This is a genomic window from Pannonibacter sp. (genome assembly GCF_051860505.1).
GTDB lineage: Bacteria > Pseudomonadota > Alphaproteobacteria > Rhizobiales > Stappiaceae > Pannonibacter.
In genome coordinates this window covers 61891-86069 of the sequence record NZ_JBHYDX010000014.1, presented here as the reverse complement: position 1 = coordinate 86069, position 24179 = coordinate 61891, and the positions used below count along the sequence as shown (strand labels likewise).

Annotated in this window: 21 protein-coding genes; 17 read left to right on the top strand and 4 right to left on the bottom strand. The window is 62.2% G+C overall.

Annotation, left to right across the window (positions count from 1 at the left end):
• Positions 1-32 precede the first annotated feature (32 nt).
• The 9 genes from ACTIFE_RS11620 to ACTIFE_RS11580 all read left to right on the top strand — a co-directional run bounded on the left by ACTIFE_RS11620 (position 33) and on the right by ACTIFE_RS11580 (position 11425).
• Positions 33-845 carry a metal ABC transporter ATP-binding protein gene (locus ACTIFE_RS11620; protein WP_439529316.1) on the top strand — a complete coding sequence of 271 codons (813 nt, stop codon included), beginning with the start codon at positions 33-35 and terminating at the stop codon, positions 843-845.
• Positions 846-849: 4 nt separating this feature from the next.
• Positions 850-2091 carry a metal ABC transporter permease gene (locus ACTIFE_RS11615; protein WP_439529315.1) on the top strand — a complete coding sequence of 414 codons (1242 nt, stop codon included), beginning with the start codon at positions 850-852 and terminating at the stop codon, positions 2089-2091.
• Positions 2092-2094: 3 nt separating this feature from the next.
• The gene (locus tag ACTIFE_RS11610; RefSeq protein ID WP_439529314.1) at positions 2095-3027 is read left to right on the top strand and encodes a metal ABC transporter permease; all 933 of its coding nucleotides are present in this window, start codon (positions 2095-2097) and stop codon (positions 3025-3027) included.
• Between the two features lie 102 nt (positions 3028-3129).
• The gene (locus tag ACTIFE_RS11605) at positions 3130-5235 is read left to right on the top strand and encodes a putative bifunctional diguanylate cyclase/phosphodiesterase (RefSeq protein ID WP_439529313.1); all 2106 of its coding nucleotides are present in this window, start codon (positions 3130-3132) and stop codon (positions 5233-5235) included.
• Positions 5236-5317: 82 nt separating this feature from the next.
• On the top strand, positions 5318-6262 hold the full coding sequence (locus ACTIFE_RS11600; protein ID WP_439529312.1) for a 2-hydroxyacid dehydrogenase: 945 nt from the start codon (positions 5318-5320) through the stop codon (positions 6260-6262).
• Between the two features lie 150 nt (positions 6263-6412).
• Positions 6413-7231: a sugar phosphate isomerase/epimerase family protein gene (locus tag ACTIFE_RS11595; RefSeq protein ID WP_439529311.1), complete on the top strand. Its 819-nt coding sequence runs from the start codon at positions 6413-6415 to the stop codon at positions 7229-7231.
• A gap of 37 nt (positions 7232-7268) precedes the next feature.
• Positions 7269-8450, top strand: coding sequence for an alpha-D-ribose 1-methylphosphonate 5-triphosphate diphosphatase (locus tag ACTIFE_RS11590; RefSeq protein WP_439529310.1), 1182 nt, complete (start codon positions 7269-7271; stop codon positions 8448-8450).
• Between the two features lie 275 nt (positions 8451-8725).
• Complete coding sequence (locus ACTIFE_RS11585) at positions 8726-9703, top strand: ABC transporter substrate-binding protein (protein ID WP_439529309.1); 978 nt, start codon at positions 8726-8728, stop codon at positions 9701-9703.
• 6 nt (positions 9704-9709) lie between these two features.
• A complete protein-coding gene (locus ACTIFE_RS11580) occupies positions 9710-11425 on the top strand; it encodes an ABC transporter permease (RefSeq protein ID WP_439529308.1) in 1716 nt (571 codons plus the stop codon).
• Positions 11426-11440: 15 nt separating this feature from the next.
• Here the strand turns inward: ACTIFE_RS11580 and ACTIFE_RS11575 are convergent, their stop codons facing one another.
• Entirely contained in the window at positions 11441-12487 is a 1047-nt protein-coding gene (locus ACTIFE_RS11575) for an ABC transporter ATP-binding protein (RefSeq protein WP_439529307.1), read from the bottom strand.
• Positions 12488-12638: 151 nt separating this feature from the next.
• Here ACTIFE_RS11575 and ACTIFE_RS11570 point away from each other — a divergent pair, with 151 nt between their 5' ends.
• A complete protein-coding gene (locus tag ACTIFE_RS11570; protein ID WP_439529306.1) occupies positions 12639-13850 on the top strand; it encodes a hypothetical protein in 1212 nt (403 codons plus the stop codon).
• Between the two features lie 27 nt (positions 13851-13877).
• Here the strand turns inward: ACTIFE_RS11570 and gph are convergent, their stop codons facing one another.
• From gph to ACTIFE_RS11555, 3 genes are all read right to left on the bottom strand, one after another.
• Entirely contained in the window at positions 13878-14549 is a 672-nt protein-coding gene (gene gph / locus ACTIFE_RS11565) for a phosphoglycolate phosphatase (RefSeq protein ID WP_439529305.1), read from the bottom strand.
• A gap of 8 nt (positions 14550-14557) precedes the next feature.
• Positions 14558-15253: a ribulose-phosphate 3-epimerase gene (gene rpe, locus ACTIFE_RS11560; protein WP_439529304.1), complete on the bottom strand. Its 696-nt coding sequence runs from the start codon at positions 15251-15253 to the stop codon at positions 14558-14560.
• 104 nt (positions 15254-15357) lie between these two features.
• Entirely contained in the window at positions 15358-16131 is a 774-nt protein-coding gene (locus ACTIFE_RS11555) for a DeoR/GlpR family DNA-binding transcription regulator (protein ID WP_439529303.1), read from the bottom strand.
• 317 nt (positions 16132-16448) lie between these two features.
• On the opposite strand from ACTIFE_RS11555, the gene glpD reads away from it, so the two are divergent.
• The 7 genes from glpD to ACTIFE_RS11520 all read left to right on the top strand — a co-directional run bounded on the left by glpD (position 16449) and on the right by ACTIFE_RS11520 (position 24021).
• On the top strand, positions 16449-18044 hold the full coding sequence (glpD, locus tag ACTIFE_RS11550) for a glycerol-3-phosphate dehydrogenase (RefSeq protein ID WP_439529347.1): 1596 nt from the start codon (positions 16449-16451) through the stop codon (positions 18042-18044).
• Positions 18045-18066: 22 nt separating this feature from the next.
• Positions 18067-19155 carry an ABC transporter ATP-binding protein gene (locus ACTIFE_RS11545; RefSeq protein ID WP_439529302.1) on the top strand — a complete coding sequence of 363 codons (1089 nt, stop codon included), beginning with the start codon at positions 18067-18069 and terminating at the stop codon, positions 19153-19155.
• A gap of 10 nt (positions 19156-19165) precedes the next feature.
• Positions 19166-20242, top strand: coding sequence for an ABC transporter ATP-binding protein (locus ACTIFE_RS11540; RefSeq protein ID WP_439529301.1), 1077 nt, complete (start codon positions 19166-19168; stop codon positions 20240-20242).
• Positions 20242-21114: a carbohydrate ABC transporter permease gene (locus ACTIFE_RS11535; RefSeq protein WP_439529300.1), complete on the top strand. Its 873-nt coding sequence runs from the start codon at positions 20242-20244 to the stop codon at positions 21112-21114. Before ACTIFE_RS11540 ends, ACTIFE_RS11535 begins: the two co-directional genes overlap by 1 nt.
• An 83-nt stretch (positions 21115-21197) precedes the next feature.
• Positions 21198-21974 (top strand): carbohydrate ABC transporter permease, encoded by a 777-nt coding sequence (locus ACTIFE_RS11530; RefSeq protein WP_439529346.1) that lies wholly within the window; start codon positions 21198-21200, stop codon positions 21972-21974.
• 17 nt (positions 21975-21991) lie between these two features.
• Positions 21992-22264, top strand: a complete 273-nt coding sequence (locus ACTIFE_RS11525) for a DUF2160 domain-containing protein (protein ID WP_439529299.1) — start codon at positions 21992-21994, stop codon at positions 22262-22264.
• Positions 22265-22314: 50 nt separating this feature from the next.
• Positions 22315-24021 (top strand): ABC transporter substrate-binding protein, encoded by a 1707-nt coding sequence (locus tag ACTIFE_RS11520; RefSeq protein WP_439529298.1) that lies wholly within the window; start codon positions 22315-22317, stop codon positions 24019-24021.
• The last annotated feature ends 158 nt before the right edge of the window (positions 24022-24179 follow it).

The window sequence follows — 24179 nt, the reverse complement described above, 5'->3', positions numbered from 1 at the left end:
GCAACACCGATGTGCGGCAACAGGACAGCAACATGACATCTCCCTCGCTTGAACTCGTTGCCTCCAACACACCCGGCCCATCCGTGCCCAAGGCGCCGGCGACAGCGCTTGCCCTGTCCGAAATGACCGTTTCCTACGGCGGCAAACCGGCGGTCTTTTCCGTCGAGGCCAGGATCCCCGAGGGGGCGATGGCCGCGATCATCGGGCCGAATGGTGCCGGCAAGTCGACCCTGCTCAAGGCGACGCTCGGCATCATTCCCCGCCTGTCGGGCCAGGTGGAAGTCTTCGGCGTTCCGCTCGCCCACGCCCGGCACCGCATTGCCTATGTGCCGCAGCGCGCATCCGTCGACTGGGATTTTCCTACCACGGTCGAGGATGTCGTGCTCATGGGTCTGTCGCGCGAACTGGGGCTGCTTGGCTTTGTGCGCAGCCGGCACCGGCAGTTCGCCGCCGCCTGTCTTGACCGCGTCGGCATGGCCGATTTCGCCAGCCGGCAGATCGGCCAGTTGTCCGGTGGCCAGCAGCAACGCGTCTTTCTTGCCCGGGCTCTGGCGCAGCGTGCTGACCTCTATCTGCTCGACGAGCCTTTCGCGGGCGTGGATGCCGCGACCGAGCGGGCCATCGTCGATGTGCTGAAGTCGCTGAAGGAAGAGGGGCGGACGGTGGTCTGCGTCCACCATGACCTCGCCACCGTGACGGACTATTTCGATCATTGCCTGATGATCAACCTGCGCAAGATCGCTGAAGGGCCGGTTGCCACCACCTTTACCGAGGCCAACCTGCAGGCAACCTATGGCGGCCGGTTGGCGGGCGGCCATCTTGAACAGCTGCGGCTGCCGGCCTGATCCGATGAGCACGCTCCTCTCCGTCCTGCCGCCTGCTCTGATCAGCTTCCTCGAGGCGCTGACACTTGGCGCTGGCTACAACGCCGCGCTGGTCGGCATCGGCGCGGCCCTGCTTGGCGGCGCTGCCGGGGCGGCCGGCACTTTCCTGTTCCTGCGCAAGCGCACTTTGGTGAGCGATGCCATCGCGCATGCAACGCTGCCCGGCGTCGGCCTTGCCTTCATGATCATGGTCGCCTTTGGCGGCAGCGGCCGGTCCCTGGTCGGCCTGCTGATCGGCTCTGCGCTCTCTGCCGGGCTGGGGCTGCTGGCTGTCACGGCCATCACCCGTCGCACGCGCCTTGCCGAGGACACCGCCATCGGGGCCGTGCTGTCGGTGTTCTTCGGCTTCGGCATCGTGTTGTTGACGGTCATCCAGGTGATGGACCATGGTCGTCAGGCGGGGCTGGAGGGCTTCCTGCTCGGCTCCACCGCCGGCATGCTGTTTACCGATGCCCTGCTGATTGCCGCTGGCGGTGCGCTCTGTGCGCTGCTGATCCTCCTGTTTCGCCGGCCGCTCACCATCGTCTGTTTCGATCCCGGCTATGCCGAGGCGAGCGGCATTTCTGTCACCCGCATGGATGCGGTCATGCTTGGTCTGGTGCTGGCGATCACCGTCATCGGCCTGAAGCTGGTCGGCCTCATCCTCATCGTGGCGCTGCTGGTCATTCCCCCGGTCACGGCCCGGTTCTGGAGCGAGCGAACGGGAACGGTCGCGTTGCTTGCCGGTTTGTTTGGCGCGGTCGCCGGCTATGTCGGCTCGGCGATCTCTGCATCGGCCCCAAATCTTCCGACCGGCCCGATCATCGTGTTGGTGGGCGTCGGGCTGTTCGCCCTGTCGCTGCTCATCGCGCCCCGGCGCGGGGTTCTGGCCAGTGCGGTGGCGCACCGCCGGTTCCAGCACAAGGTTCACCTCCGGCAAGGGCTTCTGGCGCTTGCACACGGCGAGCCGATCCACGACCGGCTGACGCTCCGCGTTCTCACCCGGGCCGGCTACCTGCGCGCCGACCGTCAGCCGACGGAAGCGGGCAGGGCGGAGGCGGCTCGTGCCTTGCTGGATGAAAACCGCTGGCGCATTGCCCGGCAGCTGCATCCGCAGGAGGCCGTGACCGGCCGCTATGACGGACTGACCGGGATTGCCGAAGTTCTGACAGCCGACGAGATCGCCAGTCTCGACCGCCATCTTGGTCCCAAAGCCGCAGGAGCCTGATCGATGGGTGCCGAATTCGTTCAGCTCAGCTTGACCCCGTTGCTGATCGGCGTGCTTGCGGCCATCGCCTGCGCCCTGCCGGGCAATTTCCTCATCCTGCGGCGCCAGGCCTTAGTCGGCGATGCCATCTCGCATGTGGTCCTGCCCGGCATCATCATTGCCTTTCTCGTGACCGGGTCGCTGGAAACCTGGCCCATGCTGCTTGGCGCGGCCGGGGCGGCGCTGGTGTCGGTTGTGCTGATCGAGTTGATCCGGCGTCTTGGCCGCATCGAGCCGGGCGCGGCCATGGGCGTTGTCTTCACCGGCCTCTTTGCCGCTGGCGTCCTGCTCCTGGAGCAGAGCAACACCAGCCGGGTCCATCTTGATGTTGAACATGCCCTTTACGGCAATCTGGAAAGTCTGATCTGGCTGTCCGCCGAAAGCTGGAACTCGCTGCTCGATCCGGTTGCCCTTGCCGACCTGCCGCCGGAACTGACCCGGATGGCGATTGTCGCCGGACTGATCGTCCTGCTGACGGTGATCTTCTGGCGCCCGCTCAAGCTGTCGACCTTTGACGAGGGCTATGCCGCCGCGATTGGTCTGCCGGTTGGGCTGATCGGACTGGGGTTGGTCATGGCGGCGGCACTGGCGGCGGTTGCGGCCTTTGACGCGGTCGGATCGATTATCGTCATCGCCATGTTCATCTGTCCTCCCGCCGCTGCCCGGCTGATGACCGACCGGTTGTCCCTGCAGATCGGCTGGAGTGTCGCGTTTGCTTCACTTTCGGCAGTGGCTGGCTATGTTTTGGCTGGCTATGGACCTATTTTGCTCGGTTTTGACAACGCGGTCAGTGCAGCTGGAATGATTGCAACTGTATCCGGGGCCGTGCTCTTTCTTGCCTGTCTGTTCGGGCCTCGCCGCGGGCGGGTCGGGATGTCGAAGGCAATCGGAAGTTGAAGTGTTTCGCTAAGAATTCATTCACCCTAGCTGCAAAACCCCCGAAACGTTAGCAAAGCTTTACGACCACCTGATGTATTGCCTACAGGTCGGGAGTTGTAAATGCTTACGGTTCTGTCCTGTATAGCTGTCGCGCATGATCTGCGCTACGTCGCGCTCGCAGCGCTCATCTGCGTCATGGGGTCTGTCCTCTCCATGCGGCTCTTTGCGCGCGTGCGCAGGAGCGAAGGGTCGCGCCGCTTGCTTTGGCTGTTCCTTGCCTCTCTGGTTGCTGGCAGCACCATCTGGACAACGCATTTTGCCGCCATGCTCGGCTATATCGTCCCCTTCGAGCGGACCTTCGAACCGGTCCTGACCCTGCTCAGCCTGATCATGGTGATGGCGTCTAGTGCCGCCGCGTTCTTCATTGCCGCACGGACCGCCTCAAGCTACCTCATTGAAATTGGAGGCTTAATTTTCGGTCTCGGCATCGCCGCCATGCATTACACCGGCATGGCCGCGTTCCAGGTTCCCGGCGTAATCGAATGGAACTCCGGCTATATCATCGCCTCGATTTTGCTTGGAGGCGCATTCGGTGCGCTGGCGATGAACCGCATTTGCCGGCCTGTGACCCGCTTCTGCCGCTACGGTGCGGCCGTTGCGATGATTTTTGCCATTGTTTCCATGCACTTCACGGGCATGACCGCAATTACCATCATTCCGGGCTTTGTCGCTGACGTGCCGGTCCAGGCACTGCCGGATGGGTTCATGCTCGCGGCCGTGATTGGCATCACGCTGCTGATCCTTGCGACAGTCGGATCTGCTTATGCCATTGATGTTGATAGCACAAATGAGGCTTCAGCGACGTTCCAGCGGCTTGCGCTCTATGATGCATTGACCGGCTTGCCGAACCGGGGCTATGCGGAGCGGCAACTGAGCGACATGATTGCCGCCAATACGCAGTCGTCTGCTCGTGTTGCCGTCCTTGCTATCGATCTTGAACAGTTCCGCAATATCAATGGTGCACATGGCCAGGATACGGGTGATGCAGTTCTGCGTCTTCTCGGGTCAAAGCTACGCGAAAGCTTGCAGGGCGATGAGTTTGTAGCGCGTATAAGCGGCGATGAGTTCATCGCACTGAAGCCAAATGTCTTCGGTCGCGGGGAGGCCCGGCGCTTCGCGGAACGGCTTCACCTTGCGATTATTGGTCCACATCGGGTCGCCGACAGCACTATTACACTTGGCAGTGGTATCGGTATTGCCCTGTCACCCGACAATGGCATTCAACCGCAGGTCCTGTTCACTCGCGCTGAACTTGCTGCTGCCCAGGCCAAGACCCTCGGTTCAAATCAGATTTGCCGCTACAGCGAAGGAATGGACGAAGACAACCGCAGCCGTGCGGTGCTGTCGATTGATCTGCGCTCGGCAATCGCCGGTGATCAGCTGGAAATCTATTATCAGCCGCAGAATGACACGAACACCCTTGAGATCGTCGGGTTCGAGGCGCTCGTCCGCTGGAACCATCCCACCCTCGGGACGATTTCTCCCAATATTTTCATACCTCTGGCTGAACGCACCGGGCTGATCCTGGATATTGGCGACCATGTACTGCGCCAGGCCTGCCGGGATGCGGCCAGTTGGCCGGACCGCTATCGGGTTGCGGTCAATGTTGCGCCCTACCAGCTGACGCAAGCTGACCTTCCTGCCAGGGTTGCCGAGGTTCTGGCTGAAACAGGCCTCGATCCGGCGCGGCTGGAGATTGAACTGACGGAAAGCGGCCTGATCGAAGATCAGTCCCGCGCCCTTGCAACCATCAACGGGTTGAAAAGCCTCGGTGTCACGGTCGCGATGGACGACTTCGGAACCGGGTATTCGTCCTTGTCCCTGTTGCAGAATTTCCCCTTCGATAAGATCAAGATCGACCGCAGCTTTATCCAGTGCGTTGCTGAGAAGCCCCAGGCGGCGGCAATTGTGCGGGCGACCTTGCTCATTGCGGACAGTCTCAACATTCCCGTGCTTGCCGAAGGTGTTGAAACGCAAGAGCAACTGAACTTCCTGCGCTCCGAGGGCTGCCCGACCGTGCAGGGCTTCCTGTTCGGCCGGCCCATGCCCCTTGCCTCCGCTCAGGTCCTGATGCTGCGCGACGGCCTGCATCTGGCGGCCCTTGCCGAGGACAGGGCCGAGGACAGGGCCGAGGAAAAGCCGAATGCCCGCGCGATCCGAACCTGACGCAAGCGGGTTGCCATGCTAGTGACTGTTGATCAGTCCGGCGCCCGGAGCGGGGGCCTTGGGTCAAGCTCTGGATGGTGTCATGCGCCCTGTCATTCCCTTCGTCACCCGCATCAGCCTGGATGAGCAGGCGCTTTGGCTTTCGGTATTCGCTGCCCAGCTGCCTGACATGGACATTCGCCCCCTGACGGCCCTGTCGGCAGCGGAGCGGCAGGCGGCGTCCGTTGCGATCATTGCCAATCCGGAACCGGAAGAACTGCGCGGCTTGCCATCGCTTGTCTGGGTGCAGAGCCTTTGGGCTGGGGTCGAACGGCTTGTCGCCGAGCTTGGCGACACGCCCCTTGCTATCGTTCGGATGACGGATCCGCAGCTTGCCGAGACCATGGCCGAGGCCGTGCTGACATTCACGCTCTATCTGCACCGGGATGTTCCGGCCTACCGCCGACAGCAGGAACAGCGCATCTGGCTAGAGCGTCCCCACCGCCTGCCGCAGGAGCGCACGGTCGGCGTTCTCGGTCTAGGTAATCTTGGAGCACTCTCCGCGCGACGACTGAGGGCCAATGGCTTCAACGTGGCCGGCTGGAGCCGGACACAGCAAACAGTTGAGGGCGTCACCTGTCATTCAGGCCCGGACGGGCTCGATACCGTGTTGTCGATGTCCGATATCCTGGTGGTCCTGCTGCCACTGACCGACGAAACCCGTGGTCTGCTCGATGCAAGACGGCTCGCCTTGCTGCCCAGTCAAGCCGGACTGATCAATTTTGCCCGGGGCGCGATTGTCGATACAACGGCGCTTGTCGCTGCCCTTGATGCGGGGCGACTGTCCCACGCCGTGCTCGATGTCTTTGCCCGCGAGCCGCTGCCGGTCGAGGATCCGTTGTGGACGCATCCCCGCGTTACAATCCTCCCGCATGTCAGCGCACCTACGACCCCAGCAACGGCCAGCCTGATCGTTGCCCGGAACCTCACGCGTTACTTTGCAACGGGCGACATCCCGCCGGCGGTCGACCGTCTGCGCGGCTACTGACCGGGCGTGCAGCGACTTTTCGGCTGCCATGTCGCTTTCCTGTCAAACATCGGCATTATGAGAGGGAGGTGCGAGTCATTCGCATGAATTTCCTCTCCCGCCTTTTGTTGCCCGGCCGAATGACCGGGTCCCGCCCTGAAGGATCTGATCATGAGCACTCTTCCCGTCGTTGGTGCGGCGCTTACGCTCGACGCCTATGAGCGCCATCGTGCGCTGATGACCGAAAAGCCGCGCGATCTCGAACTGCAAGACTTCGTCAACGCGGAAGTCCTCAACGGTGACTGGAAGCCGCTGGTCGAGAGGGCAAAGAAGGTGCTGGATGGCCACACGGGCCGGATGGGCATCCATGGTCCTTTCTGGGGCATGAATATCGCCAATCCGGATCCGGATATTGCGGCCGTGGTGACCCGCCGCCTGCTGCAGGGACTTGAGGTTTGCGAGGCCCTTGGTGCAACGCATATGGTGGTACACAGCCCGTATTCCACCTGGGACTACAACAACTTCGACAACTATGCCTCGGCACGCCAGCGAACGATGGAGCGCTGCCACGCGATCATGGCTGAGCCGGTAAAGCGGGCCGAAGCCATCGGATGCGAGCTTGTCATCGAGAACATCGAGGACAAGGATCCGAAGGATCGCGTGCTTCTGGCCGACAGTTTCCAGTCCAGCGCTGTTGCCGTGTCCATTGACACCGGGCACGCCCATTACGCTCACGGGTCGACTGGCGCCCCTCCGGTTGACTACTACATCCGTGCTGCCGGCAACCGGCTCCGGCATATCCATCTGCAGGACGCGGACGGCTATGCGGATCGCCACTGGAGCCTTGGTCAGGGCACAATCCGCTGGCATTCGGTGTTCGCAGCGCTTGCCGACCTGACGAGCCAGCCTCGCCTGATCATCGAACTGCGCGATCTCGACGAGGTCCCTGCTTCGATTGCCTGGCTGCAGGCGCAGGGTTTGGCGCAGTAATCGTCTGACTTTACTTTTGTTTTCAAGGATTGATCACATGACCCGAATGGACCATCCCGTTGCTGCAAGCGCAATTGAAACGGTGTTTGACAACGCCCGCCTCGTGCTTGCGGACCGGGTAATCGCGGGTCATGTGGTGCTGCGCGGCAACCAGATTGCCGAGGTTGGCGAGGGACGGGCGCCAGCCGGGCTCGGTGCGATCGATCTCGACGGTGACTATCTGCTGCCGGGCCTGGTCGACATTCACACCGACCATTTCGAGAAACATGTCTTCCCGCAGGCACATGTGAAGTGGAACCCGTTCCGGGCAGCCCTTGCGCATGACAGCCAGATCATCGGGGCGGGTATCACGACGGTGTTTGACAGCCTGTGTGTCGGCGCGACAGTGAAAAACCCGGAGCGGCTGGAAATTCTGGTGCCGATGATTGACGCACTCGAGAAAGCCCAGGCGGCCGGTCTCTTGCGCGCCGAGCATCTGGTGCATTTGCGCTGCGAAATCGTTGACACCAACACGCCGCGCCTGACGGAGACCACGATCGGTCGTGACATTGTTCGGGTAGTGTCTGTCATGGAGCACCTGCCGGGGCGCCGCCAGAGCCGCGACGTGGCAGCGTATATCCAGCGGCGGATGGCCGAGACAGGACATGCGCAACAGGTCGTTGAAGCCGAGATGGCCGATATGCTCGCTGTGGCCGATGGAATCAGCGCACAGGTTCGCCCGGCGGTGATCGGCCTGGCGAAGGCGTATGGCAAGCCGCTGCTGTCCCATGACGACACGGAGCTAGCGCATATCGATGAAGCCATCGCAGATGGCATCCTGATTTCCGAATTTCCCTGCACCATCGAAGCGGCGCGTTATGCCCGTGAAAAGGGCATGCTGAATGTAGGCGGCGCGCCCAACATCCTGCGTGGCGGTTCCCAGTCCGGCAATGTCTCCATGGCAGAACTGCTTGAGGAAGGCATTCTCGACATGCTTGCCTCTGACTACGTTCCGCGCTCGATGTTTGACGCAGCCTTCCTGATCGGCCTCGACGGGGCAGACGACAGCCGCTTGCCTGACGCCGTTCGACTGGTCAGCAAATCCCCTGCGGAAGCGGCCGGGCTTGCAGACCGAGGCGAAATTGCTGCCGGACGCCGGGCCGACCTTTTGCAGGTTCGCGTGCATGCCGGGCACCCGATCCTGCGCCGTGTGTGGCGGGCGGGCACTATTGTCCATTGAGGGCCGGGATTCCGTGAGGACCGAAACGGGTTCCTGGAACCGGGATAGGAGCGCGTTCGCCGCACAGTGTAGCTGCGTCTGACGCCAGGCCGTTCTGGCAGCGCGTTGTCGCCGCCTAGTCTGCGGAAAAACCCCAAGAAACTGCGTGCGAAAAGCTTGTCCGGCTAATGAGTGTAGAAAAGCTGTAACAATCGGTCAACAAAACTGTCATCAAACGCTGCTAGAGCCCGGCTAGCAGCGCCGCAGGGGCGGCGCGCGATTGACAGGGATCCATCATGAAGAAGCTGCTTATCGCCGCGACCGCGCTCCTTATCGCCGGTCAGGTCCAGGCTGCCGACGTTTCCGGCAAGCTGGTGCTTTACACCTCCCAGCCGAACGAAGATGCCCAGCAGACGGTAGACGCATTCAAGGCCAAGTATCCGGCCGTCGACGTCGAATGGGTCCGCGATGGCACGACCCAGGTGATGGCCAAGCTGCGCGCCGAGATCGAAGCCGGCGCACCGAAGCCGGACCTGCTGCTGATCGCTGACACCGTCACCATGGAAAGCCTGAAGCAGGAAGGCCGTCTCATGAAGCATGAGGGCGCCGACGTGTCTGCCTATGACCCGGCGATCATGGACACGGACAAGACCTACTTCTCCACCAAGCTGATCACCACCGGCATCATGTACAACACCAATGCCCCGGTGAAGCCGACCTCGTACAAGGATCTGCTGACGGCTGAAGTGAAGGACAAGCTGGCGATGCCGTCGCCGCTGACCTCGGGCGCTGCGACCATCCACATGGTTGCCATCACCAACAACCCGGATCTCGGCTGGGCCTACTACGAGAAGCTGGCAGAGCAGGGCGCGAACCCGCAGGGCGGCAATGGCGGCGTCTACAAGGCGATCGCCGGCGGCGAGAAGCTCTATGGCTTCATGGTCGACTACATGCCGATCCGTGGCAAGGCGCAGGGCGCTCCGGTGGAATTCGTGTTCCCGGAAGAAGGCGTGTCGGCCGTGACCGAGCCGGTGGCGATCCTCTCCACCGCCCAGAACCCGGTGGCCGCCAAGGCCTTTGTCGACTTCCTGATCTCCACGGAAGGCCAGGAACTGGCGTCCAAGCAGGGCTACCTGCCGGCGCATCCGGGTGTAACCCCGCCGGCTGGCTTCCCCGCCCGCGACACCATCAAGCTGCTGCCGTTCGACCCGGCCAAGGCGCTTGAGGGCGACGCTGCCAACAAGGCGAAGTTCACGGAAATTTTCGGCGGCTAAAGGTCAATGACCGCATTTTTCCGTAGAATACGTCCGGACGGCGAGGGGATCACCCTCGCCGTTCTCGTTGCGGTGGTGACGCTGATTTGCGGCCTGCCACTGGTGCTCCTGTTCAAGGTGGGAGTGACCGGGCCGGGCGGGCTTGATCTCGGGCCGCTGATCGAGGCCATGGGCAACAAGTCGGTCCAGCGGGCGCTCTGGAATTCCTTTGAAAGCAGTTTCCTGTCGGCGCTGATCGCGACGGGTCTGGGCGCGGGGCTGGCACTGGCGATTGGTCTGACGGATGTGCGGGCCAAGGGGCTTCTGGTCTTCTGCCTCCTGCTGCCGATGATGATCCCGCCGCATGTGATCGCGATTGCCTGGATCCAGGCGATGGGGCCGGGCAGTCCGATCCTGAAGCCGCTTGGTCTGGCGCCAGAGATGGGCGTGACGCCGGCGATCTATTCCTTCTCGGGTCTCGTCAGCCTGCTGGCGCTGCAACATGCGCCGCTGGTGTTCCTGATCCTGCGCGCAGCGCTTCGATCCTTGCCGCGTGAACTTGCCGATGCGGCGCGGGTGTGCGGGGCTGGTGGCTTGCGCGTCCTCCTGCGCATCACACTGCCGCTGATCGGACCGTCGCTCCTTGCCGGCTTCATGCTGGCTTTCGTGGCCGCGCTTGGTAATTTCGGCATCAATGCGATGATCGGAATACCGGCTCGCTATACGACCCTGCCGGTGTTGATGTGGCGGCGGCTGGCCAGCTTCGGGCCGGATGTGCTGCCGAATGTGGCGGTCATTTCGGTGGTGCTGGCGGTTGTCACGTTGATCGCGGTGGGCGTGCAGTCGCTGCTGCAGCGGCGGATGCGCTCGACCCTGATCGGGCTACCGCAAGCGCCGCTGGCCTATGCGCTGGGCAAGGGGCGTTTGCCGCTGGAAATCGGACTTTGGGGCTTCATTGCCCTGACACTGGTCCTGCCCTTCACGGCGCTGGTTGCGACATCCCTGGTGCCGACCTACGGCCTGGCGCTGGGGGCTGACACGATCACCTTCAACAATTTCGTCGAGGTGTTGTGGCGGCAAAGCGTGACGCTCCGGGCATTCGCCAACTCGACCTTCATTGCAGCTGTCGCCGCATTGGTCATCGCGGTGATCGCCATAGGCCTGGGGCATCTGACCGTGTTGCGGCAGGGACGCAAGCGGCAGGCGGCGAGCCTTGCCGCGGCGCAGGCGGATGTCGCCTTTGCCGTCCCGGGGCTGGTGGTGTCGATTGCCTTCATTCTGGCCTTCCTCAAGCCGCTGCCGCTGATCGGCGTCTCGCTCTATGGAACGCTGTGGATCATTCTGCTCGCCTATGTGGCGGTGTTCCTGTCGGTCGGGCTGAAGCCGGTGACGGCGGCCTATCTGCAGATGGACAGGAGCCTCGAAGATGCGGCTCGGGTCGCGGGTGCGGGCTATCTGACGCGGCTGCGGCGGATCTTTGCGCCGCTGGTGGCGCCGGCGGCGGCTTCCGGGGCAATCCTTGTTTTCCTCACCGCCTATAATGAGGTGACGGTCTCCGCGCTGTTGTGGTCGTCCGGAACCGAGACCATCGGCACGACGATCTTCAACTATGAGGATGGAGGATCCACGACATTGGCTGCCGCAATGTCCACGGTCGTGGTGCTTGCGACAGTCCTGGTGATGGTTGCCATGAACGGCCTGGCTCGCCGGGTTCCCGCCTGGTGCATTCCCTGGCGGGACTGATCCGCAGAGATCCGGTCAGGCTGGCAGCACCCAGCCTGACCGGATGGATACGCCAATCTCGGCACCGGCCTGCGGCTTCGTCGGTACCCTTGCCAGCAGCGGCGTCTCGCTTCCCGGCAAGGTGATTTCGGCCTCGTGGAAGCCGCCGCGATAGACCGTGCGTCCGACGCGTCCTGTAAGACGGGCGTCGGCGGCGCCGATTTCTAGATCTTCCGGGCGCAGGAGCAGGGCAGCGGTGCCTGTCGGCGTACCGGGAAGCGCCGAAACCGTAAAGTCGCAGCCGCCGAGCCGGATATGCGCTTGATCCCCTTCAGATCCAAGCACGGCGACTGTCGCGATGGCTCCCTGGCCGATGAAGCCTGCGACCTGACGGTTGTTCGGGCGGCGGTAGATCACTTCAGGCGCGTCTGCCTGCAACAGCCGGCCTTCCCACAGGATCGCGATCCGGTCTGCCAGGGCCATGGCTTCGCGCTGGTCGTGGGTGATGAACAGCGTCGTTGCGCCGCTGGCCTTGTGGAAGGCGGAGAGTTCTTCCTCCATCGCCCCGCGCAGATGCGGATCGAGATTGGCAAGGGGCTCATCCATCAGGATGGTGGAAGCACCCTGGGCCAGGCACCGGGCCAGCGCAACGCGTTGGCGTTGGCCGCCCGACAGATCTGCCGGTTTGCGCTCGGCAAAGCGTGTCAGTTCGACTGTCGCCAGACACTCGTCGGTGCGCCGGGTGATCTCGGCCTTCGTCTTGCCTGCCGTTTCGAGCGGGAAGGCGACGTTGCTGGCGACGCTCATATGCGGCCAGAGCGCATAGGACTGAAACACCACGCCGACGCCGCGCGCTTCCGGCGGCAGGTGCTGGTCGCTTGAGGCGACCTCGCGGCCGTTGATCTCGATCCGGCCGCCGTCGAGCGGTTCGAGACCTGAGATCAGGCGCAGCAAGGTGGACTTGCCGCAACCGGACGGGCCGAGGACAACAAAAAACTCGCCTTCGGCGATGGTGAGGGAAACGTCATCGAGCACGCGCTGCGCGCCGAAAACTTTCGTGACTTGTTCAAGTTTGATCGACATGCGAGCGGCATAAGCCAGCTTGATGACGGTTTGTTGAAACCGTCTCCGGCCCGTGTGTCCTGCGCGGTTCAAACTGTGGTTTCGCGCTTGCAACCCGTTGCAGGGCACGCTAGTAGTTAAATGTAATGTAATAACATTTATAGGAGTTCCAATGTTCATGCGATCAACAGCGCTGGCGCTTGTGTTGAGTGCAGGCTTTTCCCTGTCGGCGATTGCTGACGAGGTGAGCAAGACCCACTGGCGCGTGTTCATCGGAGATCATGCGACGGGCAAGATCACCGCGCTGGATCTCGATACGCCGGACAAACGCTGGAGCTTCGATGTCGAAGGCCCGGCGCGCATCTACGCCTTCGGCAACGGCCAGGGCATTGCCGCCGTGCAAGGCGACAAGAACCGGGTCGACTTCCTGAAGACGGGGGTCGTCATCGAGAGCCATGGCGACCATTCCGATATCGAGATCAGCGATCCGGCCAAGCTGCCGACGGCGCTGACCGGTGGCTATCCGGTGCATGTGGTCGAGCATTCCGGCCTTCTGGCCATCAACTTCGACAAGGACGGCCGCGCGGCCCTCGCCGATGTGAAGGGCCTGCTCGCCGGTGATCCGGTGCTGAAGGACTTCCCGCAGTCGGTGCCGCACCATGGCTTTGTCGCCGTGATGGGGGATTATGTGCTCTCCACGGTCTCGGCGACAGAAAAGCCGGCCGGCTCAGAGAATCTGCCACGTCTTGGTTTGCAGGCCTTTGATCCGGCTGGAAAGCCGGTGTCGGAGCTGGCGTCCTGCCCGGGCATTCATGGCGAAGCCTTCTCGGGAGCCTATCTGGCGGCAGGTTGCGGCGATGGCGTGCTGGCGGTGAAGGCCGATGGGGCCAAGCCCGAGTTCAAGCTGCTTCCTTACGGGTCTGATCTGCCGCAGGGCAAGACCGGCACGCTGCTCGGCGTAAAGGGGATGCAGGCCTTCCTTGGCAATTACGGTGCGGATGGTCTCGTGGTCGTGGATCCGGCTGATGCACCGCATTTCACCTATGCCAAGCTGCCGTCCCGGCGCGTCGACTTCATCCTCGATCCGGCTCATGCACAGCACGCCTTCGTCTTGACGGAGGATGGCACCTTGCACCGCTTCAACATGCTGGAAGCGAAAATTGAAGCGAGCGCGGCTGTCACGGAAGCCTACTCGATGGACGGTCACTGGGCTGACCCGCGGCCGCGTCTGGCGATCGCTGGCGAGACGGTGCTGCTGACCGACCCGCGCGCGGGCGTCATTCGCAAGATCGACGCCGACACGCTGAAGGAAGCCGGCACGGTCAAAGTGGAGGGCATGCCCTACACCATCGTCAGCGTCGGCGGATCGGGCGTTGCCCACTGACGCGTTAAAAAAGATCTCGCCGCGCGGTCAACGGGCGGCGAGATCGGCCAGAAGGGCAGGCAGGGCCGCCAGATCGTCGAAGGCGATCGTATGCGGAAGTGCCTCCACCGGCTGCTTGCGATAGCCTCTGGTGAAGAGAGCAAAGCGGCTGCCAGCGCGCTCGGCGGTCTCTGCATCGACCTCGCTGTCACCGACATAGGCAAAGCCCGGCGCGGTGACGTCGGAGCCAAGACGGCGAGCTGCCTCAATCAGTGGTGCCGGATCCGGCTTGCGGGTGGCCAGACTGTCGCCGGAGATCACCACCTCGAACAGCTCGCTCCAGCCTAGCGCTGCCAGGAGATTGGCGGTCGGGATGCCGGGCTTGTTGGTGCAAAGCCCAATGCGGACGCCTTCGGCTTTCAAGGTCTTGAGCGCCAGTTCGGCGCCGGCAAACGGCGGATTGGCCGAGCCAGGTGCTGCGCTGTAAATCTCTTCAAAGCGTTCGACGTGATGCGCAAGAGCTGTCGCGTCGGTTTCAACATTGCGGGCGGCAAGCGCCCGCTCCACGAATTTCGCCGCGCCGTTGCCGATGTAGCCGCGCGCTTCCTCGACGCTGAGGGCAGCAAGGCCCAGTTCCAGCATCAGGCTGTTGCCGACATCGGCGATGGCAGCAACGCTGTCCACCAGCGTGCCGTCCAGATCAAAGACAACCGCCCGCATGGAGACGCTCACGACCGGGCGGCGGCGTCAGCCGCCTCACGGATTGCAGCAATCTGTGCGGCATAGACATCGGAGGTTTCCGGCGTGCCGCCCTTGAACACGGCGGACCCGGCCACCAGCACATTTGCGCCAGCTGCAGCCACAAGCGGCGCGGTTTCCGGGGTGACGCCGCCGTCGATCTCGATGTCAATCGGACGGTCGCCGATCATCTTGCGGATGCGAGCCACCTTGTCGACCATGGCGTGAATGAACTTCTGGCCGCCGAAGCCAGGGTTCACCGTCATGACAAGGATCAGGTCGAGCCGGTCGATGACATATTCGATGACACTTTCCGGCGTGCTCGGATTGAGCGAGACACCCGCCTTTTTGCCAAGAGCCCGGATCGCCTGCAGTGAACGGTCGAGATGCGGGCCTGCCTCGGCATGGACCGTGATGATGTCGGACCCGGCCTTGGCGAAGGCCTCGAGATAGGCATCGCAGGGGGCGATCATCAGGTGTGTGTCGAAGATCTTGGTGGTGTGCGGCCGCATCGCTGCGATCACATCCGGCCCGAAGGTGATGTTGGGCACGAAATGGCCGTCCATGACATCAAGATGGATCCAGTCCGCCCCGGCAGCATCAACGGCCCGGATCTCGTCGCGCAGGCGCGAGAAGTCGCTGGCAAGCATGGAGGGAGCGATCAGGGTGTGCGGCTTCTCGGACATCAGGGCCTCCGGCACGGAAATGACTGCGGCAGGCTGTAGTCCGGTCAACGCGGCTTGTCAGCCGTTTTTTTGGCCGATGGGCCCTGTGCCGCAGGCGCGCTGCCTCAACCTTCGCCGCAGACGACGACCTTGGTGCCCCAGCCTTCGCAGCGGATGGCGAGGGCGCTGGGGAGCGGGTGGTCAGTGAAGAAGGTGTCGATGCGCGCCAGCGAGGTAATGCGCGCCGGGGCCGTGCGCTGGAATTTCGAATGATCGGAGACGAGGAAGGTCTTGCGCGCCTGGCGGATGATGGTCTGGCTGACACCGACCTCCTGAATGTCGAAGTCGAGCAGGTCGCCTTCCTCATCAAGAGCAGAGCAGCCGATGACGGCGAAGTCGAACTTGAACTGCTCGATGGTGCGCGTCGTCAGGTTGCCGACCAGACCCCCGTCGGTTCGCCGCAGTGCGCCACCAGCGACGATCACCTGGCAGTCCGGGTTTCCGACCAAGATGTTGGCGACATTCATGTTGTTGGTGACGACCATCAGGTTGCGATGGTGCAGCAGCTCGCGGGCGACGGCCTCGGTGCTGGTGCCGATGTTCAGGAACACCGATACGTCGCTTGGAATGGCCCGGGCGCATTGCGTCGCGATCGCGGTCTTGGCATCGCGATTGAGGCTGCGGCGATCCTCATAGCCGATATTCGTGACACCGGACGGCAGAATGGCGCCGCCGTGGACACGTTCCAGCTTGCCGCTGTCGGACAGTTCGGACAGGTCGCGGCGGATGGTCTGGACGGTGACGCCGAAATGTTCGGCAAGTCCCTCGACGGTGACCTTTCCCTGCTGGCGGGCGAGCTCGAGTATCTCTGGCTGGCGGAAGGTCTGCGACACGGTCATGTTTCCTTGGGTCACAGGCACTATGTTCGCTTCGGCTCTTTTTTTCAAGTTTTTAGCATGTTTACGAACATGCGTCGGAAATGTGATTGACTATCGCGGTGCGAAATTTTCATTTCGCACCGCACAAAAAGCCGTTTAATTCCGGCAACATGGCCGCGAAAGCGCCGGCTGCGGCGGTTTGTCTCAGCTAAGTGTTTGGATTGACGCGAAGAATCAAAAACGAACACAAACGAAAATCGTTCGTTGACTGTGGGTGGGGTTTTGTGGTTCGTTTGTGTTCACAAAAGACCGGTTCCGGGAGGTTCGTGTCCGTGGCATTGCAGCAAGACCAGATGGTCGATCTGTTCATCATTGGCGGCGGCATCAATGGCTGCGGCATCGCCCGTGACGCGACCGGGCGTGGTCTGAGCGTGTCGCTGGCAGAGATGAATGATCTCGCCTCCGCAACCTCATCGGCCTCGACAAAACTGTTTCACGGTGGGTTGCGCTATCTCGAATATTTCGAGGTGCGGCTGGTGCGCGAGGCGTTGATCGAGCGCGAGACCCTGCTGGCGGCGATGCCGCATATCTCCTGGCCGATGCGTTTCGTCCTGCCCTATCACAAGGACATGCGATTCGAAGGCGAGACACCGACCTCGAAGCTGCTGAACCTCGTGATGCCATGGATGAAGGGGCGCCGCCCGGCCTGGCTGATCCGCTTCGGCCTGTTCCTCTATGACAATCTCGGCGGGCGCAAAGTGCTGCCAGGCACCTCGACCGTAGATCTTAAGCGGGGACCTGAAGGCGCGCCGCTGCAGGAGCGCTTTGCCAAGGCCTATGAGTATTCGGATTGCTGGATCGAGGACTCCCGGCTTGTGGTGCTCAATGCGCGTGATGCGGCCGCCCGGGGCGCCGAGATCATGGTGCGCACCAAGGTGCTGTCGGCCGAACGCGTCGACGGGCAGTGGCAGATCCTGCTGGAAAACCGCGACACGGGTGAGCAGTTCCACCGCCGGGCGCGGATGCTGGTCAACGCCGGCGGTCCGTGGGTCGGCGATGTGATCCGCAACACCGTGCGGTCAAACTCCCAGGAAAGCGTGCGTCTCGTGCGCGGCAGTCACATCGTGACGAAGAAGCTCTACGATCACGACAAGTGCTACTTCTTCCAGGGCGAGGATGGACGCATCATCTTTGCGATCCCCTATGAGACCGACTTCACCCTGATCGGCACCACGGATGCTGATCATCCGGAGCCGGGCATCAAGCCGGTCTGTACCGACAAGGAACGCGATTATCTGCTGAAGTTCGCCTCCGGCTATTTCAAGAAGCCGGTCACTGTCGAGGACATTGTCTGGAGCTATTCGGGTGTGCGTCCGCTCTACAATGACGGTGCCAAGTCGGCGACAGCCGCGACCCGGGACTATGTGCTGAAGGTGGACGAGACCGGCGGCGCGCCGCTGCTCAATGTGTTCGGCGGCAAGATCACCACCTATCGCAAGCTCGCCGAACATGCCCTTGAAAAGATCGTGCCGTATTTCCCGGAGGCCCGTGCCGCCTGGACGGCCCGTGTGCCACTGCCGGGTGGAAACTTCCCCGTCGACGGTGTCGAGAAACTGGTCCGTGACCTAAGGACGGCGCATCCGTTCCTCGACGAGCGCTGGGCGCGTCGTCTGGTCAAGGCCTATGGTACCGAGGCCGCGGAGATCGTGAAGGGTGCAACCCGGGTGGAGGATCTGGGTGAACAGTTTGGCTGGAACCTGACCGAACGCGAAGTGAACTGGCTGATCGATAAGGAATATGCGCGCAGCGCCGAGGACGTCGTCTGGCGTCGCTCGAAAATGGGCCTGCGCCTGAGCGTCGCTGAAGTGGCCGCGCTGGATCAATGGATAAAGAACGCCTGCACGGCCCGGCACGGGGCGGCCGCGGCGCAGTAGCAGGAATGGGAGGACGACAATTATGACCCTGGTCCTGGAGAATGTCTCCAAGGTCGCGGGTGGGGCAACCCATATCCACCCGACAGACCTGACCTTGCGTGAGGGCAGCATGAATGTGCTGCTCGGACCGACGTCGGCTGGCAAAACATCGCTGATGCGGTTGATGGCGGGGCTCGACAAGCCGACGACGGGCCGCATCCTCTGGAACGGCAAGGACGTGACCGGCATGCGGGTGCAGGACCGTGCTGTCGCCATGGTCTACCAGCAGTTCATCAACTACCCGGCGATGAGCGTTTACGACAACATCGCCAGCCCGCTGCGGCTGATGGGCAAATCGTCGGCGGAGATCGACAGGGCCGTGCATCAGACGGCCGAGCTGATGAAGCTTTCGCCGATGCTGAAGCGCAAGCCGCTGGAGCTTTCGGGCGGACAGCAGCAGCGCTGCGCCCTGGCGCGGGCACTGGTCAAGAATGCCGGCCTGGTTCTGCTCGATGAGCCGCTGGCCAATCTCGACTACAAGCTGCGCGAAGAACTGCGTGTGGAGATCCCGAAGATCTTCGAGGCCTCCGGCTCGATCTTCGTCTACGCGACAACGGAACCGGAAGAAGCGCTGCTGCTGGGCGGCCATGCGGCCACCCTTTGGCAGGGCCGCATCACCCAGTTCGGTCCGACGCCCGAGGTTTATCGCCGGCCGGTGGATGCAACGACGGCGCGGGTGTTCTCCGATCCGCCGATGAACTTCCTGCAGATCGCCAAGGCGGGCGCCAAGCTGATGTTCGGGGACGGCCAGTCGATCCCGGCGGCCGGCAAGCTCGCCGAGCTGAATGATGGTCGCTACATCGCCGGCTTCCGCCCGAACCATCTCGAACTGCACCGTCATAGCGCGGATGCGATGGAGTTCACCGCGCAGCTTGCGGTGACCGAAATCACCGGATCAGAGACCTTCGTGCATCTTGAGCATCACGGCGAACGCTGGGTTGGCCTGATTCACGGCGTGCATGACCTGATGCTCGGAACCGCCCTGAAGCTCTATCTCGACCCGTCGCATGTCTATATTTTCGGCCAGGACGGCGCGCTGGTGGCTCCGGCCGCCTATGCGCTGGCGGCGTGAGGAGGGACCCATGGCCAAGATCACGCTCGACAATCTCGCCCACTCGTACAATCCGCGCCCGCAGAGCGAAGACGACTTTGCTCTCAAGGAACTGAACCACGTGTGGAATGATGGTGAGGCTTATGCGCTGCTCGGTTCGTCCGGCTGCGGCAAGTCTACGCTGCTCAACATCATTTCCGGTCTGCTGGTGCCGAGCCAGGGCCGCATCCTGTTCAACGACATGGATGTGACTGAGAAGCCGACCGCAGAGCGCAACATCGCCCAGGTGTTTCAGTTCCCGGTTGTCTACGACACGATGACCGTGCGCGGGAACCTCGCGTTTCCGCTGAAGAACCGCGGCGCAGATGCGGCCTATATTGCGGACCGGGTGCAGAAGATCGCCCATATGATCGGCATGGACGCCGTTCTCGACCGCAAGGCGCAGGGCCTGACAGCGGACGCCAAGCAGAAGATCTCTCTCGGCCGCGGCATGGTGCGCGAGGACGTTAATGCGCTGCTGTTCGACGAGCCGCTCACCGTCATCGATCCGCACATGAAATGGGAACTCAGGACGCAGCTGAAATCGCTGCACCACGAGTTCGGCCACACCATGATCTATGTGACGCACGACCAGACCGAAGCGCTGACCTTCGCCGACAAGGTGGTGGTGATGTACGACGGCCGCGTGGTGCAGATCGGCACGCCGCAGGAACTGTTCGAGCGCCCGGCGCATACCTTCGTCGGTTACTTCATCGGCTCGCCCGGCATGAACCTGATGGATGCGCAGGTCGAGGGTTCGACGGCTTATGTGAACGGTGCCACCATTCCGCTTGGTCACGGCTATTCGAAGCTCGATGGCAAGGTGCAGATCGGCGTGCGTCCGGAATTTGCCCGCCTGTCCGACAGCGAGGGGCTGCCGGTGAAGGTGCGCCGCGTCGAGGATGTGGGACGGCACAAGATCGTCCGGGCCGAGTTCTTCGGGTCCGACATCAACATCATCGCTGGCGAAAGCGACAGCATCACGTCTGACATGACCCGCGTGGTGTTCGATCCGGCGCAAGTCAATGTCTATGCCGACAACTGGCGCGTTTCGGGGGAGGCCGCCTGATGGAAAAGACAGTCAATCACAAGGCCTGGTTCCTGGTCCTTCCCGTTCTGGTGCTCGTCGCTTTCTCGGCGGTGATCCCGCTGATGACGGTGGTGAATTACTCGGTCCAGGATACGTTCGGCAACAACCAGTTCTTCTGGGCCGGTGTCGAATGGTTCGATGACATGCTGCATTCCAAGCGTCTCTGGGATGCGCTTGGCCGCCAGCTGATCTTCTCCGCAGTCATCCTGGCCATCGAGATCCCGCTCGGTATCTTCATCGCGCTCAACATGCCCAAGCGCGGCTTCTGGGCCTCGTTCTGCCTCATTCTGATGGCGTTGCCGCTGCTTATTCCGTGGAACGTTGTCGGCACCATCTGGCAGATCTTTGCCCGCGTCGACATCGGCCTTCTGGGCGCCACGCTGCATGCGCTCGGGATCTCCTACAATTACACCCAAGATCCCGTAGCTGCCTGGGCCACGGTCATCGTGATGGACGTGTGGCACTGGACCTCGCTGGTGGCGCTTCTGGCCTATGCCGGTCTGCAGTCGATCCCGGATGCCTATTACCAGGCTGCCAAGATCGACCAGGCCAGCCGCTGGAGCGTGTTCCGATACATCGAGCTGCCGAAGATGCAGGGCGTCTTGATGATCGCCATTCTGCTGCGCTTCATGGACAGCTTCATGATCTACACCGAGCCCTTCGTGGTCACCGGTGGCGGACCGGGCAACTCGACGACCTTCCTGTCGATCGATCTCGTCAAGATGGCGCTTGGCCAGTTCGATCTCGGTCCGGCTGCTGCCTTCTCGATCATGTACTTCCTCGTGATCCTGCTGATTTCCTGGGTGTTCTACACCGTCATGACCAACCTCGACAAAAGGCAGGGCTTCTGATGGGCACCGCGACCATGACCGTATCCACCTCATCCCGCAGCCAGAGCCGTGCCCGCATCGGTATCAGTTCCAATGCCGTGGTGATGGCCCTCTACCTGGTGTTCCTGCTGTTGCCGATCTACTGGCTCTTCAACATGAGCCTGAAGACCAACACGGAAATCCTGTCCACCTTCTCGCTGTGGCCGCAGGATCCGACGCTCGCCAACTATGCGACGATCCTCACCGATCCGAGCTGGTACATGGGCTACGTTAACTCGCTGATCTATGTGGTGATGAATACGGTGATTTCGATCACCGTGGCGCTGCCGGCGGCCTATGCCTTCTCGCGCTACACGTTCCTTGGCGACAAGCACCTGTTCTTCTGGCTGCTGACCAACCGCATGGCGCCGCCGGCCGTGTTCGCACTGCCCTTCTTCCAGCTCTATTCGTCGGTCGGGCTGTTCGACACGCATATCGCCGTTGCCCTGGCGCATTGCCTGTTCAATGTGCCGCTGGCGGTGTGGATCCTGGAAGGTTTCATGCGCGGCGTGCCGAAGGAAATCGACGAGACCGCCTATATCGACGGCTACTCGTTCGGCCGCTTCTTCGTGAAGATCTTCATGCCGCTGATTGCGAGCGGCATCGGCGTGGCTGCGTTCTTCTGCTTCATGTTCTCCTGGGTCGAGCTGCTGCTGTCGCGGACGCTGACTTCTGTGAACGCCAAGCCGATTGCAGCCACCATGACCCGAACGGTTTCGGCCTCGGGTATGGACTGGGGCGTGCTGGCGGCTGCCGGTGTGCTGACCATCATCCCCGGTGCGCTCGTGATCTATTTCGTCCGCAACTATATCGCCAAGGGCTTTGCCCTGGGCCGCGTCTGATCTGAGGGAGAACAGATATGGACTGGATGGCCTGGACTGCACCGACTGCGATCTTCTTCGTGACGATTGCCACGCTTCTGGTGGTCTTCACCACACTGGCGATCCGTTATCCGGAAACGCCGCGTGTCGGTGTGCTGCGCATCGAGACGACGCGCGGCGATCGCCTCTTCATCACCCTTTTGGGCTCGGCCTTCATCTCGCTTGGCTGGCTCGCGCTGTTCGGCGCCCCTCTCTGGGGGGCTCTGATCGCCTGTCTCGTCTACGCCTTTGCGGTGTTCCGCTGGGTCTGACGACGAACGGCAACCTGATCTTCGGATCAATTCACTCGGGAGGAAACTGAATGAAAGTGTATTACACTTCGACGGCTATGGCGCTCGCCATGCTGGTTTCGACCGGAGCCGCCTTTGCTGACATGAATGCAGCAAAGTCGTTCCTGGACGCAGAAATCGGCGACATGTCGACCCTCAGCCGCGCTGACCAGGAAAAGGAGATGCAGTGGTTTATCGACGCTGCCGCTCCGTTCAAGGGGATGGAAATCAAGGTCGTCTCCGAGACGCTGACCACCCATGAATACGAAGCCAAGGTTCTCGCCGACGCGTTCGCCAAGATCACCGGCATCAAGGTCACCCATGACCTGATCGGCGAAGGCGACGTTGTCGAGAAGCTGCAGACCCAGATGCAGTCCGGGGAGAACATCTATGACGCCTACATCAACGATTCCGATCTGATCGGCACCCACTGGCGCTATCAGCAGGCGCGCAACCTGACCGACTGGATGGCGGAAGAAGGCAAGGACGTCACCAACCCTAGTCTGGACCTCGCCGATTTCATCGGCACCAAGTTCACCACCGGTCCGGATGGCAAGTTGTACCAGCTGCCTGACCAGCAGTTCGCGAACCTTTACTGGTTTCGGTATGACTGGTTCAACGACGAAAAGAACAAGGCTGACTTCAAGGCCAAGTATGGCTACGAGCTCGGCGTCCCGGTCAACTGGTCTGCATATGAAGATATCGCAGAGTTCTTCACCGGCCGTGAAATCGACGGCAAGAAAGTCTATGGTCACATGGACTACGGCAAGAAGGACCCGTCGCTTGGCTGGCGCTTTACCGATGCATGGCTGTCGATGGCTGGCGCCGGTGACAAGGGTGAGCCGAACGGCCTTCCGGTCGACGAGTGGGGCATCCGCGTCAACGAAAACTTCCAGCCGGTCGGCTCTTGCGTAACCCGCGGCGGTGACACCAACGGCCCGGCTGCCGTCTACTCGATCGCCAAGTACATCGAGTGGCTGAACAAGTACGCGCCCCCGGCTGCTGCCGGCATGGTGTTCGGCGAAGCCGGTCCGGTTCCTGCCCAGGGCGAAATTGCCCAGCAGATTTTCTGGTACACCGCCTTCACTGCCGACATGGTCAAGCCGGGTCTGCCGGTCGTAAACGAGGATGGCACGCCGAAGTGGCGCATGGCTCCCTCGCCGCATGGCGTGTACTGGGAAGAGGGCATGAAGGTCGGTTACCAGGACGCCGGGTCCTGGACGCTGATGAAGTCCACCCCGGTGGACCGTGCAAAGGCGGCCTGGCTCTATGCCCAGTTCGTCACCTCCAAGACCGTGGACGTGAAGAAGAGCCACGTTGGCTTGACCTTCATTCGCGAGTCGACGGTGCAGCATGACAGCTTCACCGAGCGTGCACCGAAGCTTGGCGGTCTGGTCGAGTTCTACCGCTCGCCGGCTCGTCTGCAGTGGTCGCCGACCGGCCCCAACGTTCCGGACTATCCGAAGCTGGCCCAGCTGTGGTGGCAGAACATCGGCGATGCGTCGTCCGGTGCGAAGACCCCGCAGGAAGCCATGGATGCGCTCTGCGCCGAGCAGGAAAAGGTGCTTGAGCGCCTGGAACGAGCCGGCGTTCAGGGCGAGTTCGGCCCGAAGCTGAACGAGGTCCAGACCGCTGAGTACTGGTTCGAGCAGCCGGGTGCGCCGAAGGGCCCGATTCCGAATGAGAAGGAACAGCCGATCACCGTCTCCTATGACGAGCTGATCGCGTCCTGGAAATAAGCATGTACCCATCGACAACCGGGGGCGGGGCCGCAAGGTCCCGCCTTCGGGCTGACATGGTGAGCGCAATGGCTTCAGCTTTGACACCTGTCTGGCCAAAGCTGGCCTAGGGCCATTGAGCTGACCAGGTCAGCCTGTTAAGCGGAATGACCAGACGC

Coding starts and splice junctions, on each gene's coding strand:
- ACTIFE_RS11620 (WP_439529316.1), top strand. CDS start 33: ATGACATCTCCCTCGCTTGAACTCGTTGCCTCCAACACACCCGGCCCA.
- ACTIFE_RS11615 (WP_439529315.1), top strand. CDS start 850: ATGAGCACGCTCCTCTCCGTCCTGCCGCCTGCTCTGATCAGCTTCCTC.
- ACTIFE_RS11610 (WP_439529314.1), top strand. CDS start 2,095: ATGGGTGCCGAATTCGTTCAGCTCAGCTTGACCCCGTTGCTGATCGGC.
- ACTIFE_RS11605 (WP_439529313.1), top strand. CDS start 3,130: ATGCTTACGGTTCTGTCCTGTATAGCTGTCGCGCATGATCTGCGCTAC.
- ACTIFE_RS11600 (WP_439529312.1), top strand. CDS start 5,318: ATGCGCCCTGTCATTCCCTTCGTCACCCGCATCAGCCTGGATGAGCAG.
- ACTIFE_RS11595 (WP_439529311.1), top strand. CDS start 6,413: ATGAGCACTCTTCCCGTCGTTGGTGCGGCGCTTACGCTCGACGCCTAT.
- ACTIFE_RS11590 (WP_439529310.1), top strand. CDS start 7,269: ATGACCCGAATGGACCATCCCGTTGCTGCAAGCGCAATTGAAACGGTG.
- ACTIFE_RS11585 (WP_439529309.1), top strand. CDS start 8,726: ATGAAGAAGCTGCTTATCGCCGCGACCGCGCTCCTTATCGCCGGTCAG.
- ACTIFE_RS11580 (WP_439529308.1), top strand. CDS start 9,710: ATGACCGCATTTTTCCGTAGAATACGTCCGGACGGCGAGGGGATCACC.
- ACTIFE_RS11575 (WP_439529307.1), bottom strand. CDS start 12,487: ATGTCGATCAAACTTGAACAAGTCACGAAAGTTTTCGGCGCGCAGCGC.
- ACTIFE_RS11570 (WP_439529306.1), top strand. CDS start 12,639: ATGTTCATGCGATCAACAGCGCTGGCGCTTGTGTTGAGTGCAGGCTTT.
- gph (WP_439529305.1), bottom strand. CDS start 14,549: ATGCGGGCGGTTGTCTTTGATCTGGACGGCACGCTGGTGGACAGCGTT.
- rpe (WP_439529304.1), bottom strand. CDS start 15,253: ATGTCCGAGAAGCCGCACACCCTGATCGCTCCCTCCATGCTTGCCAGC.
- ACTIFE_RS11555 (WP_439529303.1), bottom strand. CDS start 16,131: ATGACCGTGTCGCAGACCTTCCGCCAGCCAGAGATACTCGAGCTCGCC.
- ACTIFE_RS11545 (WP_439529302.1), top strand. CDS start 18,067: ATGACCCTGGTCCTGGAGAATGTCTCCAAGGTCGCGGGTGGGGCAACC.
- ACTIFE_RS11540 (WP_439529301.1), top strand. CDS start 19,166: ATGGCCAAGATCACGCTCGACAATCTCGCCCACTCGTACAATCCGCGC.
- ACTIFE_RS11535 (WP_439529300.1), top strand. CDS start 20,242: ATGGAAAAGACAGTCAATCACAAGGCCTGGTTCCTGGTCCTTCCCGTT.
- ACTIFE_RS11530 (WP_439529346.1), top strand. CDS start 21,198: ATGGCCCTCTACCTGGTGTTCCTGCTGTTGCCGATCTACTGGCTCTTC.
- ACTIFE_RS11525 (WP_439529299.1), top strand. CDS start 21,992: ATGGACTGGATGGCCTGGACTGCACCGACTGCGATCTTCTTCGTGACG.
- ACTIFE_RS11520 (WP_439529298.1), top strand. CDS start 22,315: ATGAAAGTGTATTACACTTCGACGGCTATGGCGCTCGCCATGCTGGTT.